Annotated in this window: 19 protein-coding genes; 6 read left to right on the plus strand and 13 right to left on the minus strand. The window is 71.2% G+C overall.

Annotated elements, in window-relative coordinates; translation table 11 throughout:
* Positions 1–17 precede the first annotated feature (17 nt).
* The 3 genes from ureG to AC3CH1_RS32670 all read left to right on the plus strand — a co-directional run bounded on the left by ureG (position 18) and on the right by AC3CH1_RS32670 (position 3,259).
* Entirely contained in the window at positions 18–695 is a 678-nt protein-coding gene (gene ureG / locus AC3CH1_RS32660; RefSeq protein WP_365545071.1) for an urease accessory protein UreG, read from the plus strand.
* On the plus strand, positions 692–1,480 hold the full coding sequence (locus AC3CH1_RS32665) for an urease accessory protein UreD (RefSeq protein WP_488466164.1): 789 nt from the start codon (positions 692–694) through the stop codon (positions 1,478–1,480). Before ureG ends, AC3CH1_RS32665 begins: the two co-directional genes overlap by 4 nt.
* 261 nt (positions 1,481–1,741) lie before the next feature.
* Positions 1,742–3,259: an alpha/beta hydrolase gene (locus tag AC3CH1_RS32670; RefSeq protein WP_488466791.1), complete on the plus strand. Its 1,518-nt coding sequence runs from the start codon at positions 1,742–1,744 to the stop codon at positions 3,257–3,259.
* A 24-nt stretch (positions 3,260–3,283) separates the two neighbouring features.
* Here the strand turns inward: AC3CH1_RS32670 and AC3CH1_RS32675 are convergent, their stop codons facing one another.
* From AC3CH1_RS32675 to AC3CH1_RS32705, 7 genes are all read right to left on the minus strand, one after another.
* Positions 3,284–4,336, minus strand: coding sequence for an NAD-dependent epimerase/dehydratase family protein (locus AC3CH1_RS32675; RefSeq protein WP_488466165.1), 1,053 nt, complete (start codon positions 4,334–4,336; stop codon positions 3,284–3,286).
* A 64-nt stretch (positions 4,337–4,400) separates the two neighbouring features.
* Positions 4,401–5,117 (minus strand): lysophospholipid acyltransferase family protein, encoded by a 717-nt coding sequence (locus AC3CH1_RS32680; protein ID WP_488466166.1) that lies wholly within the window; start codon positions 5,115–5,117, stop codon positions 4,401–4,403.
* Between the two features lie 205 nt (positions 5,118–5,322).
* The gene (locus tag AC3CH1_RS32685) at positions 5,323–5,481 is read right to left on the minus strand and encodes a hypothetical protein (protein WP_003970622.1); all 159 of its coding nucleotides are present in this window, start codon (positions 5,479–5,481) and stop codon (positions 5,323–5,325) included.
* Between the two features lie 66 nt (positions 5,482–5,547).
* Positions 5,548–6,498 carry a cytochrome c oxidase assembly protein gene (locus AC3CH1_RS32690; RefSeq protein ID WP_361880191.1) on the minus strand — a complete coding sequence of 317 codons (951 nt, stop codon included), beginning with the start codon at positions 6,496–6,498 and terminating at the stop codon, positions 5,548–5,550.
* Positions 6,499–6,630: 132 nt separating this feature from the next.
* Entirely contained in the window at positions 6,631–7,656 is a 1,026-nt protein-coding gene (locus AC3CH1_RS32695) for a 6-phosphofructokinase (protein ID WP_488466167.1), read from the minus strand.
* A 175-nt stretch (positions 7,657–7,831) separates the two neighbouring features.
* A complete protein-coding gene (locus tag AC3CH1_RS32700; protein ID WP_488466168.1) occupies positions 7,832–8,557 on the minus strand; it encodes a type 1 glutamine amidotransferase in 726 nt (241 codons plus the stop codon).
* Positions 8,558–8,591: 34 nt separating this feature from the next.
* Positions 8,592–9,830, minus strand: coding sequence for a MurT ligase domain-containing protein (locus tag AC3CH1_RS32705; RefSeq protein ID WP_488466169.1), 1,239 nt, complete (start codon positions 9,828–9,830; stop codon positions 8,592–8,594).
* 114 nt (positions 9,831–9,944) lie between these two features.
* Between AC3CH1_RS32705 and def the strand changes: the two genes are divergently transcribed.
* Positions 9,945–10,490: a peptide deformylase gene (gene def, locus AC3CH1_RS32710; RefSeq protein WP_488466170.1), complete on the plus strand. Its 546-nt coding sequence runs from the start codon at positions 9,945–9,947 to the stop codon at positions 10,488–10,490.
* 36 nt (positions 10,491–10,526) lie between these two features.
* Here the strand turns inward: def and AC3CH1_RS32715 are convergent, their stop codons facing one another.
* Positions 10,527–11,189: a TetR/AcrR family transcriptional regulator gene (locus tag AC3CH1_RS32715; protein WP_488466171.1), complete on the minus strand. Its 663-nt coding sequence runs from the start codon at positions 11,187–11,189 to the stop codon at positions 10,527–10,529.
* Positions 11,190–11,376: 187 nt separating this feature from the next.
* Between AC3CH1_RS32715 and AC3CH1_RS32720 the strand changes: the two genes are divergently transcribed.
* On the plus strand, positions 11,377–12,603 hold the full coding sequence (locus tag AC3CH1_RS32720; RefSeq protein WP_488466172.1) for an acyl-CoA dehydrogenase family protein: 1,227 nt from the start codon (positions 11,377–11,379) through the stop codon (positions 12,601–12,603).
* A gap of 62 nt (positions 12,604–12,665) precedes the next feature.
* Here AC3CH1_RS32720 and AC3CH1_RS32725 read toward each other — a convergent pair whose 3' ends face one another.
* The 3 genes from AC3CH1_RS32725 to AC3CH1_RS32735 form a co-directional block, all read right to left on the minus strand.
* Entirely contained in the window at positions 12,666–13,154 is a 489-nt protein-coding gene (locus tag AC3CH1_RS32725) for a glutathione peroxidase (protein ID WP_371622207.1), read from the minus strand.
* 50 nt (positions 13,155–13,204) lie between these two features.
* The gene (locus AC3CH1_RS32730) at positions 13,205–13,729 is read right to left on the minus strand and encodes a GNAT family N-acetyltransferase (RefSeq protein WP_488466173.1); all 525 of its coding nucleotides are present in this window, start codon (positions 13,727–13,729) and stop codon (positions 13,205–13,207) included.
* Positions 13,730–13,917: 188 nt separating this feature from the next.
* Entirely contained in the window at positions 13,918–14,889 is a 972-nt protein-coding gene (locus AC3CH1_RS32735) for a DUF389 domain-containing protein (protein WP_488466174.1), read from the minus strand.
* Between the two features lie 313 nt (positions 14,890–15,202).
* Between AC3CH1_RS32735 and AC3CH1_RS32740 the strand changes: the two genes are divergently transcribed.
* On the plus strand, positions 15,203–15,457 hold the full coding sequence (locus AC3CH1_RS32740) for a DUF6011 domain-containing protein (protein ID WP_488466175.1): 255 nt from the start codon (positions 15,203–15,205) through the stop codon (positions 15,455–15,457).
* Between the two features lie 79 nt (positions 15,458–15,536).
* On the opposite strand, the gene AC3CH1_RS32745 is transcribed toward AC3CH1_RS32740, so the two are convergent.
* Both AC3CH1_RS32745 and AC3CH1_RS32750 read right to left on the minus strand, forming a co-directional pair.
* A complete protein-coding gene (locus AC3CH1_RS32745) occupies positions 15,537–16,403 on the minus strand; it encodes an acyl-CoA thioesterase (protein WP_488466176.1) in 867 nt (288 codons plus the stop codon).
* Between the two features lie 46 nt (positions 16,404–16,449).
* Positions 16,450–18,963 carry a DEAD/DEAH box helicase gene (locus tag AC3CH1_RS32750; RefSeq protein WP_488466177.1) on the minus strand — a complete coding sequence of 838 codons (2,514 nt, stop codon included), beginning with the start codon at positions 18,961–18,963 and terminating at the stop codon, positions 16,450–16,452.
* Positions 18,964–19,028: the final 65 nt, after the last annotated feature.

A 19,028-nucleotide genomic window follows, 5' to 3' on the forward strand; every position in this document is an offset into this window, starting at 1 on the left:
CACCCACAGGAGCACCCATGCACCTCGGCCACTCCCACGACGGCCCCGCCGCCGTCAGCGCCGACGCCACCCGTCCCGACGGCGCCCGGCGCGCCCTGCGCATCGGCCTCGGCGGCCCCGTCGGCTCCGGCAAGACGGCCACCGTCGCCGCCCTCTGCCGGGAACTGCGCGACCGGCTGTCCATCGCCGTCGTCACCAACGACATCTACACCCAGGAGGACGCCGCCTTCCTGCTGCGCAACGCGGTCCTGCCGCCCGAGCGGATCCAGGCCGTCGAGACCGGCGCCTGCCCGCACACCGCGATCCGCGACGACATCTCCGCCAACCTCGAAGCGGTCGAGGACCTGGAGGACGCGGTCGGCCCGCTCGACCTGATCCTCGTCGAGTCAGGCGGCGACAACCTCACCGCCACGTTCTCCAAGGGACTGGTCGACGCGCAGATCTTCGTCATCGACGTCGCGGGCGGCGACGACATCCCGCGCAAGGGCGGCCCCGGCGTCACCACCGCGGACCTGCTGGTCGTCAACAAGACCGACCTCGCCCCCTACGTCGGCTCCGACCTGGAGCAGATGGCCCTCGACGCCAAGAAGCAGCGCGGCGAACTCCCGGTCGTCTTCACCTCGCTGACCTCGGCCGAAGGCGTCGGGCCGGTCGCCGACTGGGTGCGGGCACAGCTCGCCGCCTGGGCCGCGTGAGCGTCCGCGCGACGGCCCGGCTCCGGGCCGAGCCCGACGGGCGGGGCGGGACCGCCCTGCCCGTCCTGGTCAGCGGCGGCCCGCTCGCCCTGCGCCGCACCCGCTCGCCGCAGGCCGCCTACGCCCGGGTCACCGTCGTCGGCGCGATGAGCGCCCCGCTCAACGGCGACCGGCTGGCGATCGAGGCGGACATCGCGGACGGGGCGCGCCTCACCGTGGACGCGGCGGCGGCCACCGTGGCCCTCCCGGGCCCACGGACGGACACTGGCCCGTCCACGTACGGGATGGACCTGACCGTGGGGGAGGGGGCCGTGCTGCACTGGCTCCCCGAACAACTCGTCTCCGCCCGCGGCAGCGACCTGCACCAGACCACCCGGGTCCGACTCGCCCCCACCGCCCGCCTGTTGCTGCGCGAGGAGCAGATCCTCGGCCGGCACGGCGAGCCCACCGGCGCGCTCATTACCCGGCTCACCGTCCACCGCGCGGGCCGCCCGCTCCTGGACCAGCAACTGGCCTACGGGCCCGGCGCCCCCGGCGGCTGGGACGGCCCGGCAGTACTCGGCGGCCACCGGGCCGTCGGCCAACTGCTCCTCGCCGACCCCGCCTTCGAGGACGCCCCGCTCCCCGCGCGCCTCCTCGGGCCCACCGCCGCCCTCACCCCGCTCGCCGGCCCCGCCGTCCTGGTGACCGCCGTGGCCGCCGACGCCCGCCTGCTGCGCGAGATCCTGGACGAGGTGATGCGCGAGCTGCTGGACGGCCTGAAGGCGGACCACGACACGATCTGAAGGGGGACCACGACACGGGCTGAAGGCCCCCGGCCGACGGAGTCCGCTCAGCGAACCTTCTTCACCGGTTATGGGTTCGGTAAAGAAACAGGTGTACGCCCTGGCCCCGGGTGCCCCACAGGCGAAAGGATCCCCGCGACGTACCGATGACCACGCCGCCTCCGGCGGCGGATCGGATGAAGGGGGAGGTTCCACGTGAGACGTACCAAGGTGCTCGGTTCTGCCGGGGCTCTCGTCGCGGGCACGCTCATAGCGGCGGCGATGGCCGCACCCGCCGCCAATGCCGACGGCAGCCGGCACGGCCGGGGCGACGCGGAGGCGCGCGGGGTCGCCGTCGCGGCGCACCGGGCGGCGAACGCCGGGATCGACTGGAAGGACTGCCCGGAGGACTGGGGTCTGACCGCCCCCATCCAGTGCGGCTGGGTGACCGTGCCGCTCGACTACGCCAGGCCGAACGGCAAGAAGATCAAGCTCGCCGTCGACCGGCACGTCAGCACCGGCACGAAGAGCGAACGCCAGGGCGCACTGCTCTACAACCCGGGCGGACCCGGCGGTTCGGGACTGCGCTTCCCCGCCCGGATCACCGCGAAGAACCCGCTCTGGACGAAGACGGCGAAGGCGTACGACTTCGTCGGCTTCGACCCGCGCGGCGTCGGCCACTCGGCCCCCATCTCCTGCGCCGACCCGCAGGAGTTCGTCAAGGCCCCCAAGGCCGACCCGGTCCCCGACAGCGAGGCCGACAAGCGCGCCCAGCGCAAGCTGGCCCGCGAGTACGCCGAAGGATGCGGCGAGCGCAACGGCGCGATGCTGCCGCACATGACGACGCCCAACACCGCACGCGACCTGGACGTCATCCGGGCCGCGCTCGGCGAGAAGAAGCTCAACTTCCTCGGCGTCTCCTACGGCACCTACCTGGGCGCCGTCTACGGCACGCTCTTCCCGACCCACGTCCGGCGCATGGTCGTCGACAGTGTGGTCGACCCGTCGCGGAAGAACATCTGGTACCGGGCGAACCTCAACCAGGACATCGCCTTCCAGACGCGCTGGGACGACTGGAAGGCCTGGGTCGCGAGGCACGACTCCGTCTACGGCATCGGCGACACCCCGCAGAAGGTCGAGAAGGCCTGGCTGAAGCTGCGGGCCGCCGCCAAGAAGGAGCCCATCGGGGGCGTCGTCGGGCCCGCCGAGCTCATCGGCTTCTTCCAGGGCGCGCCGTACTACGACTCCGCCTGGGCTCCCACCGCCAAGACCTGGAGTGCCTACCGGGCCGGTGACACCCAGGCCCTGGTCGACGCCGCCGCCCCCGACATGAGCGACCTCGCGGGCAACGCCGCCGCCGAGAACGGCAACGCGGTCTACAACGCCGTCGAATGCGCCGACGCCGAGTGGCCCACCGACTGGCGCACCTGGGACCGGGACAACACCCGGCTGCACGAGAAGTACCCGTTCATGACGTGGGCCAACGCCTGGATGAACCTGCCCTGCGCCACCTGGCCGGCCAAGCAGCAGACCCCGCTGGACGTGAGGACCGGCAAGGGGCTGCCGCCGGTCCTCATCGTGCAGTCCACCCGTGACGCCGCCACCCCCTACCAAGGCGCTGTCGAGCTGCACAAGCGGTTCAAGGGCTCACGGCTCATCACCGAGAAGGACGCCGGATCCCACGGCGTCACCGGACTGGTCAACCCCTGCGTCAACGAGCGGGTGGACACCTACCTGCTCACCGGGAAGACCGACCGGCGCGATGTGACGTGTGCCCCGCACGCCGCGCCGAAGCCGTAGAACAGGGCGTGGGACCGGGGCCGCTCAGCGGCGGCCCCGGTCGTGCGCCTCCAGCCAGGCGTCCTCCGCCGCGTAGTCGAAGAGCCATGCACCGTAGTTGGCGAGCATCTTCGGGAACGCCTCGCGCCAGTCGCGCTCCGCCAGCTGCCCGGCGAGCCACTCGACCGTCTCCGGCAGCGACTCCACGTACCCGGTCACCGGGCGGTAGCCGAGCTGTTCCTCGGCCGCCGTCATGTCGTAGACCACGGGGTGGGCGCCGCTCCACGGTGTCACCCCGACGTGCCCCTCCGGGGCAGGGCCGTCGATCAGCACCGTCTCCGTCTCCCGCCCGAGCACGTCGTCGATGGCCGACGCGATCTCCGCGACCGTGGGAGCCTCGGGGTCCCCGGCGTTCAGCACGCGCGATCCCGGCTGCCCGGCGGCCAGCCGGATCAGCTCCGCCGCGTTGGACACATGGACCGGATGGAAGCGGCTCTCCCCGCCGTGCACGAACACCCGGCGCCGGCGCCCGTCGAGCAGCCGCTTCACCACGTACAGCTCGCGCGGTGTGCGGCAGTACGGGCCGTGGACCGCGCCCGCGCGCAGCAGCGTCACCGGCAACTCCTCGCCCGCCGCCAGCGACTCCCGCTCCAGCAGGATCTTCCGCGTCGCGTACGAGGCGTCACCCGGTGCCACCGTGCGCCAGGTCTCCGGCAGCGGCACCGGGAAGCGGGGGAAACCGTCGACCGAAGCCTGCGTGTCGAAGCTGCGGCCCCGGTCGTCCTCGTACACCGCCCCGCTGGAGATCACCACGGCGGACCCGATCCGGCCGGCCAGCCCCGTCAGCTGCCGGGCGTGCGTGCCGTCGAACGCCACCATGTCGACCAGTACGTCGCAGCTCTCGCCCAGCGCCTTCTCCAGCGCCCCCTCCTCGTCACGGTCGAGCGCCACCGCCCGGACCCCGGCGTCCCATCCCTCGTCCCGGCCGCCACCCCGCGAGGCCGCGGTGACCTCCCAGCCGTCCCCGGTCAGCGCCCGCACCGCGGCCCGCCCGATCTGGCCCGTCGCTCCCAGCACCCATGCGTGTCCCTTGGTCATGGATCCGACGCTAGGGGAGCCGACCCGCCGGGGCGAGAGCGCTCTGCCGGTGGCGTATTCGCGCTCAGCGTCGCAGCTTGGGGAACTTCCTCGGCGGCGTGGCCTCCTGCTCGGCTGCCTTCACCTTGGCCGCGTACTCGTCCACGTACTCCTGGCCGGAGAGTACGAGGATCGCGTACATGATCTCGTCCGTCACGGCCCGGATCGCGGCCTTCTGGTTCTCCATGCCCGCGTAGCGGGAGAAGTCCAGCGGTTCGCCGAAGCGGATCGCGACCCGTTTGATCTTCGGCATGACCTGGCCGGGCGGCTGGATCTCGAAGGTGCCGACCATGGCGCAGGGAATCACCGGCACCTGCGCGGTGATCGCCATCACCGCCACCCCGACCTTGCCCTTGTAGAGCCGGCCGTCGTGCGAGCGGGTGCCCTCCGGGTAGATCCCCAGCAGCTCGCCCTTGCTCAGCACGCCGAGCCCCTCACGGATGGCAGCCTGCCCGGCGTCCTTGCCGGACCGGTCCACCGGGATCTGGCCCGCGCTGCGGAAGAAGGCCGCGGTGAGCCGGCCCTTGATGCCCGGGCCCGTGAAGTACTCGGCCTTCGCCAGGAAGGTGATGCGGCGCTTGATGATGGCCGGCATCAGGAAATGGTCGGAGAAGGAGAGGTGGTTGCCCGCGACGATCGCCGCGCCGTCCTCGGGAAGGTGCTCCAGACCCTCGATCCGGGGCCGGAACAGCAGCCGCAGTACGGGCCCCAGCACGACATATTTCAGGACGTAATAGAACACCTTGCGGGTGCACCTCGCTCTGCCGGGTCGGCGTCAGGGCTGTACTGCCGGGTTCAGGGCTGCGTACTACCAGGTCACGGTGGTGCCGTGACCAAAGCGTAGGCCCCGGCACCACCGTGCGACCGTAGCGAACCGGTCTCCCGGCTCGTACCCGCCTCGGGGCCCGTCAGGCATGCTCACCCGCTGCTGAGGCCGTCCCGCGGGCTCAGGTGTCCTGCGTGGCCAGCATGCCGAGGGTGCACAGACCCAGCACGACCCAGCCGAACCAGAGCCAGCCACTGCTGCCCAGCGCCACCGTGTACGCGGTCACCGCGATCAGGGCCCCGCCGGTCATGTATCCCATGGTCTTCGTCGATCCGGACATGCGCGCACGCTCCTCGTCGGCCGCGCGGCCGTTGTCCCCATGGTCACCCCGTATGCGCCCTCCGCGCTACTGTCCGCGCGCCTGCAAAGACGCGAGATAGGCGTTGTACGCCGCCAGCTCCTTGTCACCGTCGCGGTCCGCCGCCCGGTCGGTGCGCCGCGCGGTGCGCTGCTCGGAGCGGTACCACTGGAAGACCAGCGCGATCAGCACCAGCACGGAGGGGATCTCGCTGAACGCCCACGCGATGCCGCCCGCCCAGTTCTGGTCGCTCAGGGCGTCGATGCCGAGCGAGGCCGGCGGGTTCTCGTACGTCTTGACCATCGGCGTGGACGCCATCATCAGCGCGATCCCGAAGAACGCGTGGAACGGCATCCCGGCGAACAGCTCCAGCATCCGCATCAGATAGCCGGGCCGGTGCGGCCCCGGGTCCACGCCCATGATCGGCCAGAAGAAGACCAGGCCGACCGCGAGGAAGTGCACCATCATCCCGATGTGGCCCGGCTTCGAACTCATCAGGAAGTCGAAGATCGGCGTGAAGTACAGCGCGTAGAGGCTCGCGATGAACAGCGGGATCGTGAACACCGGATGCGAGATGATCTTCATGTACCGGCTGTGCAGCAGCTTCAGCAGCAGCTCGCGCGGCCCGGTCCGCCCCCGCCCGGCCGGCGGCAGCGCGCGCAGTGCCAGCGTCACCGGGGCGCCCAGCAGCAGCAGGATCGGCGACAGCATGCTGATCACCATGTGCTGCACCATGTGCACGCTGAACATGACCATGCCGTAGTCGTTGAGCTTGGTGCACATCACCAGCGCGATGCTCAGCACGCCCACGGTGAAGAACACGATACGGTTCACCGGCCAGCCGTCCCCGCGCCGACGCAGCCGCACCACGCCGTACCCGTACAGGGCGAGCGCCAGGACGCAGCCGGTCAGGAAGAACGGGTCGACGGAGAGCTCCAGCCCCCGCCCCAGCGTGAACGGCGGCAGATCCATGTTCATGCCGTGCCCGCTGTGATCCATCTGTTCACTCCCGATGGGGACACGTCCCCGTTTCGTGCCGGTTGTCCGGTCCAGAGTAGAACTGCCCCCGGTCGCGTTCGCGGCCGGGGGCAGTTCTGGGACGACGTGTCCTGACGTGGCGGACGAGGTGTTCTAGAGCACGCACTCCGCCTCGGCGTACCGCTCGGCGGGGACCGTCTTCAGCGTCTCGACGGCCTCGCCCAGCGGGACCATCACGATGTCGGTGCCGCGCAGCGCGGTCAGCATTCCGAACTCGTCCCGGTGCGCCGCCTCCACCGCGTGCCAGCCGAACCGGGTCGCCAGGACCCGGTCGTACGCGGTGGGCGTGCCGCCGCGCTGGACGTGGCCGAGGATGACCGGGCGGGCCTCCTTGCCGAGCCGCTGCTCCAGCTCCCCGGAGAGCTGGGTGGCCACCCCGGCGAACCGCTCGTGACCGTAGATGTCCTTGACGCCCTGCTCGAACTGCATGGAGCCCTCGCGGGGCTTGGCGCCCTCGGCGACCACCACGATGGCGAACTTCTTGCCCGCCGAGAAGCGCTTGCCGACCAGCTCGGTCAGCTCGTCGATGTCGAAGGGGCGCTCGGGCACCACGATGGCGTGGGCGCCGGCGGCCATGCCCGAGTGCAGGGCGATCCAGCCGGTGTGACGCCCCATGACCTCGACGATCAGCACCCGCTGGTGCGACTCGGCGGTGGTCTTCAGCCGGTCCAGGGCCTCGGTGGCGACGCCGACGGCGGTGTCGAAGCCGAAGGTGACGTCGGTGGAGGCGATGTCGTTGTCGATGGTCTTGGGGACGCCGACGATCGGGAGACCGGCCTCGGAGAGGAGGTTCGCGGCCTTGAGGGTGCCCTCGCCGCCGATCGGGATGATGGCGTCCAGGCCGAGGTCCGCGACATGGCCGCGGGCGCGCTCCACGCCGTCGCGCAGATGCGCGGGCTGGACCCGGGAGGAACCGAGGATCGTGCCGCCGCGGGCCAGGATGCCGCCCACCGCGTCAAGGTCGAGCTTGCGGTAGTCGCACTCCAGCAGGCCCTTCCAGCCGTCGTGGAAGCCGATGACCTCGTCGCCGTGGTCCACCACCGCGCGGTGCACGATGGAACGGATGACGGCGTTGAGGCCGGGGCAGTCGCCGCCGGAGGTGAGTACGCCAATGCGCATGGCCCGGAAACCTTTGCAACGTTAAGTCGACGACCGGACCACGTCGTCCGGTTGGATCCCCGCCACCCTACCGGCGCAGGGTGGCGGGATCGAACCGGCCGTCCGCCTGCTGGACTCCGCTCAACCGAGCGGAAAACACCTCAGGCGGACACCGCTCAGGCGAGCGGAAAACACCTCAGGCGGGCTGGGTCGCCGAGGCGATCCGCTCGGCGCGCAGCGCCTCGTACCAGCGGTCGTCGGTGGGCGGCAGCGCGTTCACGTCGAGGGCCAGCTTCAGCAGCAGATCGGCGATCAGCGGGTTGCGGGCCATCACGGGGCCGTGCATGTACGTCCCGAAGACCGTGTCGTTGTACGCGCCCTCCGTGCCGTCCCCGGTGCCGTTGCCCCGGCCGAACTGCACCCGGGCCAGCGGACGTGCCGTCGGGCCGAGATGGGTGACGCCCTGGTGGTTCTCGAACCCGGTCAGCGGCGGCAGTCCGAGGTGCGGGTCGATGTCCGCCAGCACGTCGCCGACGCACCGCGCGCCCTCGCCGCGCGTGGAGACCACGTCGAGCAGCCCGAGACCGGCCTCGCGCTCGCCGAGGTCGTTGACGAACTCGTGCCCGAGGATCTGGTAGCCCGCGCAGACCGAGAAGATGATCGCGCCGTTGGACGCGGCCCGGCTCAGCCCGCCGTCGCGGCGCAGCCGCTCGGCCGCCAGGCGCTGCGGGCGGTCCTCACCGCCGCCGATCAGATAGATGTCGCCGGACGTCGGCACCGGCTGGTCGCTGCGCACGTCGACGCGCTGCACGTCCAGACCGCGCTGCCGGGCCCGCCGCTCCACGACCAGGGCGTTGCCCTGGTCGCCGTAGGTGCTGAGCAGGTCGGGGTAGACCCAGACCAGACGCAGACCGTTGTTCATGCTTCGTCCTCTCCGGAGGTGGCCGGGGCCGGGGTCAGTTGCCGACACGACGGCGCAGATCCTGGAAGGCGGTGTAGTTGGCGATGACCTCGATGCGGCCGGGCGGTGCGTGACTCACGGCCTCGTCGAGCGTCTCGCAGACCCGGAAGTCGAGACCGGCCACTTCGAGGCGGACCGCGAGGTCCAGCTTCCGGTCGCCGAGCACGAAGATCGGGTGACCCGCCAGCTGCGTGTAGTCCACGTCCCACAGCCAGGAGGTGTCCGTGCCGTCCGCGCCGCGCGCGTTCACCGAGAGGATCACCGGCGTCGGCGGCGGGTCGATCAGCGAGAAGGTCTCCAGCCAGCCGGCCGGGTTCTTCGCCAGCAGCAGACGCAGCTCACGGTTCTGGAAGGTGACGACGTCATAGCGTCCGGCCACCGCCTGCACCTGGTACATCCGCTCCAGCGCGACCTGCGGCGGCACGCCGAAGACGGCGGCGACGGCGGCGGAACTGGTGGCGTTCGCCTTGTTCGCCCGGCCGGGCAGCTGGAGGTGGATCGGCCACGCCGAACCGTGCGGGTCCAGGACGTAGTCGCCGCTCAAAGCCCAGCTCGGGGCGGGGCGGCGGAAGCCGCACTGCCCGCAGAACCAGTCGTCGCCCGGGCGCTGCATCACACCGCCGCAGGACGGGCAGGACCACGCGTCGTCCTTCCACGCCTGGCCGGCCGCCACCCACACCACGTTGGCCGAGGAGGAGGCCGCCCAGACGACCAGCGGGTCGTCCGCGTTCGCGATGACCACGGCCTTCGAGCCGGAGAGGCCCTCGCGCCAGTGCTCGGCCATCATCCGGGTCTCCGCCGCGCGGTCCAGCTGGTCGCGCGAGAGGTTGAGCAGGGCGATCGCCTTGGGCGTGGTGTCGCGCGCGACACCCGCCAGATACTTCTCGTCGACCTCGATCACACCGAACTTCGCGTCCGAGCCGCCGGCCAGCGCCGACGTGATGCCAGCGGGCATGTTCGCGCCGAGCGCGTTCGACACGACGGGCCCAGCGGCCCGCAGCGCCTCGGCGATCAGCCGTGTGGTGGTCGTCTTGCCGTTCGTCGCCGACACGAGGATCACGTCCAGGTGCTGCGCCAGCCGCCCCAGCAGGTCGGGGTCGAGTTTGAGCGCCACCCGGCCGCCGATCACCGATCCGCTGCCCCGCCCCGCGGCGCGTGACACCGCCGCCGCGGCCTTGCCCGCCGTCACGGCCAGTTTGGCCCGCGGCGACAACGGCTCCGTGTTGCCTGCCATCGTCCTAGATCCTCCTTGCATCGGTCCGCGCCCAGCCTATCGATGTCCGGCGCGGCGACCGCACCGCGGCACCACGGGAACTCCCCGGCCCCGGCGGAACGTAACCTTGCCGCCATGCGAAACCGCCCGATCCCCGGCAGCTCCGGACTGGTCCGTGAGATGAGTCTGCTCGGCGACCCGTTGCTCCACCGCGCCTGCGAGGACGTCACGGACTTCGGCCCGTCGCTGGCGCGGCTGGTCGAGGACATGTTCGCGACGATGTACGCCGCGCAGGGTGTCGGGCTCGCCGCCAATCAGGTCGGCGTCCCGCTCAGGGTGTTCGTCTACGACTGCCCGGACGACGACGATGTCCGCCATCTGGGACACGTGGTCAATCCCGAACTGGTCGAGGCGGACGGACTCACCGTACGCGGACCGGAGGGCTGTCTGTCACTTCCCGGTCTGGAAGCGGGCACGGATCGCTTCGACCATGCGGTCGTCGAGGGCCTCACGATGACGGGCGAGCCGGTCCGGATCGCCGGGACGGGATGGTTCGCCCGGTGCCTCCAGCACGAGTGCGACCACCTGGAGGGCACGGTCTACACCGACCGGTTGACCGGGCTGCGGCGCACCCGGGCGCTGCGCGCGGCGCGCCGCGCACCCTGGGCGCGCGGGGTCTGAGCGCGCCGGGCTCCCGGGCCCGGCATCCAAAGCGGGTCAGAACCCCGGGCCGCCCTGGAGGTCGCCCGCCTCCGCGAGCCTGCCCCACAGCAGATCGGCGAGGCTGCTCACCAGCCGTTCGCGGGAGCAGGGGCGGTCGCCGAGCCACCAGTCGCCCGCCGCGTGCATCATGCCGACGATCCCGTGCCCCCAGATGCGGGCCATCTGCTCGCTGTCCGGGCCCAGGTCGACGCGCTCGGCGATCACCTGGCCCAGCTCCTCGCCGAGGCGGCGCAGCAGCGGGGCGGAGTGCCGGCCGACGTCGAAGCCCTGCTCGGGGGAGGGGGCGGGGTCGGCGGCGGCACCGTCGGCGGGATGCATCAGGAAGCGGTAGACCTGAGGGCGGGCCTCGATCGCGGCGAGATAGGTGTCGAGCGTCGCCTCCACCCGCTCACGCCGGTCGGCGGGCGCGTCCAGGGCAGCCCGCAGGGCGCTGAGCAGCGCGTCGGTGTGGCGCTTGGCGAGGGCGCGGTAGAGGCCGCCCTTGTCCCCGAAGTGGCGGTAGAGGATGGGTTTGGTGATCCCGGCCTCGGCGGCGATGGCGTTCATCGAGGCCTGCGGTCCGTCCCTGAGCACCACCCGGTCCGCCGCTTCCAGCAACTCGCGGCGACGGCGCTCGGCCGCGGTCCGCTGTCGCTCGGCGCTTCGTGCGGTCTCCATGTCGTCTCTTCTCCCACCCCTGGCCACGCGATGCCGTCGCATCGCCTCTGCACGCCCGCGCAACGTAACACTCCGCCGGGCGGGCGCCCGATCGGCTCCGTGGCGGTTGACAGTACCTACTTGCCGGTAACAGACTGTGGTTACCGGAAGTAACACATAGTTTTCGCCGCAGTGCCTGGAGGGGAACATGGCCGAGTTCACGCTCGATCTCAACGACGACCAGAAGCAGGTCAAGGAGTGGCTCCACGGCTTCGCGGCGGATGTCATCCGCCCCGCCGCCTCGGAGTGGGACGAGCGTGAGGAAACGCCCTGGCCCGTCATCCAGGAAGCGGCCAAGATCGGCATCTACTCCCTGGACTTCTACGCCCAGCAGTTCTTCGACCCTACGGGTCTGGGCATCCCCATGGCCATGGAAGAGCTCTTCTGGGGCGACGCGGGCATCGCCCTGTCGATCGTCGGTACGGGCCTGGCGGCCGTCGGCGTCCTCGCCAACGGCACCGAGGAGCAGATCGGCACCTGGATCCCGCAGATGTACGGCGACGCCGACGACGTGAAGGTCGCCGCCTTCTGCTCGTCCGAGCCCGACGCCGGATCGGACGTCGCCTCGATGCGCACCCGGGCCGTCTACGACGGGGCCAAGGACGAGTGGGTCCTCAACGGCACCAAGACCTGGGCGACCAACGGCGGCATAGCCAACGTGCATGTGGTCGTCGCCGTCGTCGACCCCGACATCGGCTCCAAGGGCCACGCCTCCTTCATCGTGCCGCCGAACACCCCCGGCCTCTCCCAGGGCCAGAAGTTCAAGAAGCACGGCATCCGCGCCTCGCACACCGCGGAGGTGGTCCTGGAGGACGTCCGCGTCCCCGGACACTGCCTGCTCGGCGGCAAGGAGAAGCTCGACGAGCGTCTCGCCCGCGCCCGGGAACGCGCCAAGTCCGGCGGCGAGCGTGTCAAGAACGCGGCGATGGCCACCTTCGAGGCGTCCCGCCCGGCCGTCGGCGCGATGGCCGTGGGCACCGCCCGCGCCGCCTACGAGGTCGCCCTCGACTACGCGAAGACCCGCAGCCAGTTCGGCCGCCCGATCATCGACAACCAGGGCATCGCCTTCCAGCTCGCCGACATGCGCACCCGGATCGACGCCGCCAGGCTGCTGGTCTGGCGCGCCTCCTGGATGGCCACCACCGGCAAGCCGTTCACCTCGGCCGAGGGCTCCATGTCCAAGCTGTACGCCAGCGAGACCGCCCGGGACGTCACCGCGCAGGCGATCCAGATCCTCGGCGGCAACGGCTTCACCCGCGAGTACCCGGTCGAGCGCATGCACCGCGACGCGGCCATCTACACCATCTTCGAGGGCACCAGCGAGATCCAGCGCCTGGTGATCGCCCGCACCCTGTCGGGCATGCCGATCCGCTGACGGCGACAGGAAGAGGGGGCGGTCCGGGACACGCGTACCGGACCGCCCCCCTTCCGGCGTACTCAGCCGGGCAGCTGCGCCTCGATCGCCGCCACGACCTCCGTGGCCTCGGGCTCGGAGCGCGGCCGGAGCCGGGCGACCGGCTCACCGGCCGGCGAGATGAGGAACTTCTCGAAGTTCCACTGGACGTCCCCGGCCTCTCCGTCCGCGTCCGCCAGCTTCGTCAGCTCCACGTACAGCGGGTGCCGGTCCGCGCCGTTGACGTCGATCTTCTCCAACAGCGGGAAGGTGACCCCGTACGTCGTCGAGCAGAAGCTCTGGATCTCCTCCGCGCTCCCCGGCTCCTGCCCGGCGAACTGGTTGCACGGGACACCGAGCACGGTCAGGCCCCGGTCCCCGTAGTTCTGCTGCAACCGCTCCAGGCCCTCGTACTGCGGGGTGAGCCCGCACTTGGAGGCCACGTTCACCAAGAGGACGGCCCGGCCGCTGTACGCGCCCAGCGTGGTCGGCTCGCCCGCGAGGGTGCGCAGCGGAATGTCGTGCAGCGTCATGAAACTCTCCCTGATCATTGCGTGGTGGTGCCCATGGTGCCGCCCACCGCTCACGGAGCGGCGAGCTCCTTGTAGTAGAAAGTGGTCGGCTTGAGGCTGCCCGCCGGATCCGCCGCGTATCCCGGTACGCTCCCGACCTTCGTCCAGCCCGCCTTGCAGTAGACCTGCTCGGCCAGGCTGCCGCTCTCGGTGTCCAGGACCAGCAGCGTGATGCCCTCGGTCGCCGCGTACGCCTCGACCGCGGCCAGCAGCGCCCCGCCGAGCCCCTGGCCGCGCGCGGAGGGCCGGACCATCAGCTTGGCGACCTCCGCGCGGTGCCGGGCGTTCGGCAGCGGAGCACGGACCAGGGCGATCGTCCCCGAGACCCGCCCGCCCTCGCGGGCGATCCAGGTGCCGATCCGCCCCGCCTCCACGTCGGCGGCCCGCTCACGCCACCAGGCGGCGGCCGTCTCCCGGTCCAACGGGGCGAGGAAGCCCACCGAGGACCCCTCGGCGACGGTCTCGGCCAGCAGGCCGGCCAGCTCGTCGGCGTACGTGACCAGCTCGGGGGCGGACACGTGGACGATCTCGGTCATGCGCGGGGGTCCTTTCAACAGGGCAGGGTCGCAAGGAACCGTACGGCCCGCGGCGGAGGCTCTTTCCTCCAGGGTGCACGGGTGCTCCACCCCGGCGGCGTCATTCCGCACGGTGCCGCCCATCCCCTACCCGGATGCGCCGCCCGACACCGGGCGCGCGTGCGGTGACCCGCCTCTCCACCAGTCCGTCAGGCCTCTTCGGCGAGCCGGCGGGCACGGTCACTGTCACGCCGGAGTCCGACCCGTCGCCAGATCGCCCGCTGGGCCTTGAGCGTGGCCGTGCCCACCACGATCAGCACCAGGATGTTCACCACGAGCTGGATGGCGGAGCCCCGCACGTCGGACCAGCTGGTGAACGCCGTGGAGACGGCGATGTCCGCCGCGGCCGGGATCGTCGTCACGGAGATGAACACGCCGAGCAGAGCGCTGGTCCTGGCCTCGGTGAGCGACACGATCCCGACGATCCCGGCCAGGGTCGCGACGGCGACCGAGAAGAAGTTCGGCGTGTTGATGAGATTGGAGACGGGGCGCAACCCCCGGTCGAAGGCCTCCGACTGCATCCCGAAACCGCGGATGAGGAGGGCGAAGAGGAACGTGACGACGATGGTGAGGAGGAAACCGGTCCCCATGGCGGTCAGCCCACCGCGCACCATGGCCCGACGGCCCCGGTCGATCCCCAGCGCCACGCTGACGATGGCGCCGTACTCCGGCCCGACGACCATCGCCGCCACGATCAGGATCTGCGAATTGGTGACGATGCCGACCGAACCGATCAGCCCGGCGACGACCAGATAGAGGAAGAAGCTCGGCGGGTACCGCCCCCCGGACCTGATGCGCGCCTCGACCTGCTCCCAGACCGGAGCCCGGCTCAGCGGCCCCAGCTCGCGCTGCCCCCCTTCGGTGGCGGCGCCGGAGAAGGCCATGTCGACGGGTTCGATGACGAGGGACCCACGCTGGTCCAGCCGGACGGCGCGCAAGCGGTGCAGCACGTCGTTCGCCGCCCCCGTCAGCACGTCGCAGGCGATGGAGTCGCCGTCGGGACGGCGTGCGGCGTCGCGCTGCACGATGAGATTGAGCACGCAGGGGTCACCCGAGAGCAGGCCGACGACCTCGTCCGTCAGGTCCGGCGGGCTCACCGCTCGGATGTGGATCATGTCCATCCCGGTACCTCCGCGGCTCCCGGCCCCCTCACACGGCGTGCCACCAGGCCGATCGCCCCGGGGCTCACTCCAGTAACGCGGCCCCGCCCCCGTTCGGCAAACGGGGCGCTGTCCCGGCCCCGGCGCCGGGACGTGTGCCGCACCCCGGGCGGCAGTGCCGGAGGCAGGTGCCGGGACCGGTACCCGCCGATCGCCGACCACGGGCGACCGATGACAACGCCGCAGGTGCGCGTGGACGACCCCGCGAGCCCGGCATGATCCACACCAGAGGCCCTCGCGGGCGGCCGCGACGCCGTACTGGCAGGATCGACGTGTGGAGATTCCCGACGCCCTTCCCGAACCGCTCCCCGGTGCCGCCGGAGCCGTCGCCGGGGACCCCGCCCCCGAAGGCGAGCAGCACCGGGGCCGCCGTCTCGTCCGCTGCCGCCTCTGCGGCCGGCCCCTCACCGGGACCGACTCGCGGCGGGCCGGCCTCGGACCGTCCTGCGACGCCAAGCTGCACCCGGCGCCGCCGGACATCCGCACCCGCCGCCACGAGGTCGACCAGGACCCGCTGCCCGGCATCTGACACGGGCCCTGCTAGACCCTGTCGTCAAACTCCCGTCTGCCCCGCCCTCCGGGCGACGACGGGAGTCCGACGACATCACCTAGAGCCGCCTGAACAACCCCTCCTGCACCACCGACACCAGCAGCTGACCCGAACGGTCGTAGATCCGGCCCCGCGCCAGCCCCCGGCCGCCCGTGGCGATCGGCGACTCCTGGTCGTACAGGAACCACTCGTCCGCCCGGAACGGCCGGTGGAACCACATCGCGTGGTCCAGCGAGGCCATGTCGAAGCCGCGCGGACCCCACAGCGGTTCCACCGGGATGCGGACCGCGTCCAGCAACGTCATGTCGCTCGCGTACGTCAGCGCGCAGGTGTGCACCAGCGGGTCGTCGCCCAACGGGCCCACCGCCCGCATCCACACCGCGCTCCGCGGATCCGCGTCCTCGACCTCGTCCCTCGTCCAGCGCAGCCGGTCGACGTAGCGGATGTCGAAGGGCTGCCGCCGGGCCATCCGCTCCAGCGCCTCCGGCAGCACGCCCAGGTGCTCGCGCACCTCCTCGGCCACCGTCGGCAGCTCCTCCGGGTCCGGGACGATCCGGGCCGGCGGCAGCTGGTGCTCGAAGCCCGCCTCCTCGGGGCGGTGGAACGACGCCGTCAGGTTGAAGATCGTCCGGCCCTCCTGGACCGCCGTCACCCGCCGGGTGGTGAACGACCGGCCGTCCCGCACCCGCTCCACCTGGTACACGATCGGCACTCCGGGACGGCCCGGCCGCAGGAAATAGGCGTGCAGCGAGTGCACCGGCCGCTCCCCGTCGGTGGTACGGCCCGCCGCCACCAGCGCCTGGCCCGCGACCTGCCCGCCGAAGACCCGTTGCAGGGACTCCTCGGGGCTCCGGCCCCGGAAGATGTTGACCTCGATCCGCTCCAGGTCGAGAAGATCGACCAGGCGCTCGGCCGGGTTCGTCATGCCGTACCTCTCCACTTCGGTGTCCGCCGGGTCGACCGGGGGCTCATCACAGCTGGCCGACCTCGGTGACCCGGACGACCGCCCGGCCCTCCTCGTCGGACGCCGCGAGATCCACCTCGGCCTTGATGCCCCAGTCGTGATCGCCCGCCGGGTCGGCGAACGCCTGCCAGACCCGCCACAGCCCGTGCGCCGGGTCCTCCTCGATCTTCAGCAGCTTCGGACCGCGCGCGTCAGGACCGGTCCCGATCTCCTCGTGCGCGTTCCAGTACGCGTCCATCGCCTCGCCCCAGGCGTCCTCGTCCCACCCGGCGTCGCCGTCCAGCTCGCCCAGGTCCCGGACCCGGTCCAGCGCGGCCAGCTCCACTCGGCGGAACATCGCGTTGCGCACCAGCACCCGGAAGGCGCGGGGGTTGGCCGTGACCGGCTTGACCTCGTCCGCCTTCTCCTGGGCCTGCTCGGCGGTCTCCACCTCGGGGTTGGCCAGCTGCTCCCACTCGTCCAGCAGACTGGAGTCCACCTGACGCACCATCTCGCCGAGCCAGGAGATCAGGTCCTGGAGGTCCTCCGACTTCACGTCGTCCGGGATCGTGTGCTCCAGCGCCTTGTACGCGCTCGCCAGATACCGCAGCACGATGCCCTCGGTCCGGGCCAGCTCGTAGTGCGAGGTGAACTCCGTGAAGGTCATGGCGCGCTCGTACATGTCCCGGATCACCGACTTCGGCGACACCGGATGGTCGTTCACCCACGGGTGGCTCGTGCGGTACACGTCGTAGGCGTGCCACAGCAGCTCGCTCAGCGGCTTCGGGTACGTGACGTCCTGGAGCCGCTCCATCCGCTCCTCGTACTCGACCCCGTCCGCCTTCATCTGCCCCACGGCCTCGCCGCGCGCCTTGTTCTGCTGGGCGGCCAGGATCTGGCGCGGATCGTCCAGCGTCGACTCGACGACCGAGACCATGTCCAGGGCGTACGAAGGGGATTCGGCGTCCAGCAGGTCGAACGCGGCCAGCGCGAACGTCGAGAGCGGCTGGTTCAGCGCGAAGTCCTGCTGGAGATCGACCGTCAGCCGGACGATCCGGCCCTCGGCGTCCGGCGTCTCCAACCGCTCCACCACCCCGCCGTCCAGCAGCGAGCGGTAGATGGCGATGGCCCGCCGGATGTGCCGCAGCTGCGCCCGGCGCGGCTCGTGGTTGTCCTCCAGCAGATGCCGCATCGCCGCGAAGGCGTTGCCCGGGCGCGCGATCACCGCGAGCAGCATCGTGTGGGTCACCCGGAAGCGGGAGCTCAGCGGCTCGGGGTCGGAGGTGATCAGCTTGTCGAAGGTGGTCTCCGACCAGGCGACGAAGCCCTCCGGGGCCTTCTTGCGCACCACCTTGCGCTTCTTCTTCGGGTCGTCGCCCGCCTTCTTGACGGCCTTCTCGTTCTCGATGACGTGCTCGGGGGCCTGTGCCACGACGAAACCGGCCGTGTCGAACCCGGCCCGACCGGCCCGTCCCGCGATCTGGTGGAACTCCCGCGCGCGCAGGGTCCGCACCCGGGTGCCGTCGTACTTGGTGAGGGCCGTGAACAGCACCGTGCGGATGGGCACGTTGACGCCGACGCCGAGCGTGTCCGTCCCGCAGATCACCTTCAGCAGACCCGCCTGGGCCAGCTTCTCCACCAGGCGGCGGTACTTCGGCAGCATCCCCGCGTGGTGCACCCCGATGCCATGGCGTACGTAACGAGAGAGGTTCTGGCCGAACTTGGTGGTGAAGCGGAAGCCGCCGATCATGTCGGCGATCTTCTCCTTCTCCTCCTTCGTGCACATGTTGATGCTCATCAGCGACTGTGCCCGCTCGACGGCCGCCGCCTGCGTGAAGTGCACGATGTAGACCGGCGACTGCCGGGTGTCCAGCAGCTCGGTCAGCGTCTCGGTGATCGGCGTGAAGCGGTACTCGTAGCTGAGCGGCACCGGACGGGTCGCGGAACGCACCACGGAGGTGGGCCGGCCGGTACGCCGGGTCAGGTCCTTCTCGAACATCGCGACGTCGCCGAGCGTCGCCGACATCAGCACGAACTGGGCCTGCGGAAGCTCCAGCAGCGGGATCTGCCACGCCCAGCCCCGGTCCGGCTCCGCGTAGAAGTGGAACTCGTCCATCACGACCTGGCCGATGTCGGCGTACTTGCCGTCGCGCAGCGCGATGGAGGCCAGCACCTCGGCCGTACAGCAGATCACCGGGGCGTCCGCGTTGACCGAGGCGTCGCCGGTGAGCATGCCGACGTTCTCGGTGCCGAAGAGCTTGCACAGGTCGAAGAACTTCTCCGACACCAGCGCCTTGATCGGCGCCGTGTAGAAGGTGACCTTGTCCTGCGCCAGGGCCGTGAAGTGCGCGGCCGCCGCCACCAGGCTCTTGCCCGAGCCGGTCGGGGTGGAAAGGATCACGTTCGCCCCGGAGACCACCTCGATCAGCGCCTCCTCCTGAGCCGGATAAAGGGTGATGCCCTGGGTCTCGGTCCATGACGAGAAGGCCTCGAAGAGGGCGTCCGGGTCGGGTGTCTTGGGCAGCTGGTCGATGAGGGTCACGCCCCCATCTTGCCTGTCTTCGGCCCGGATGAGGGAACCGGCGGACGGCTCGAAGATCACTGACG

The sequence above is a fragment of the Streptomyces sp. MGP-P1 genome (genome assembly GCF_057766565.1).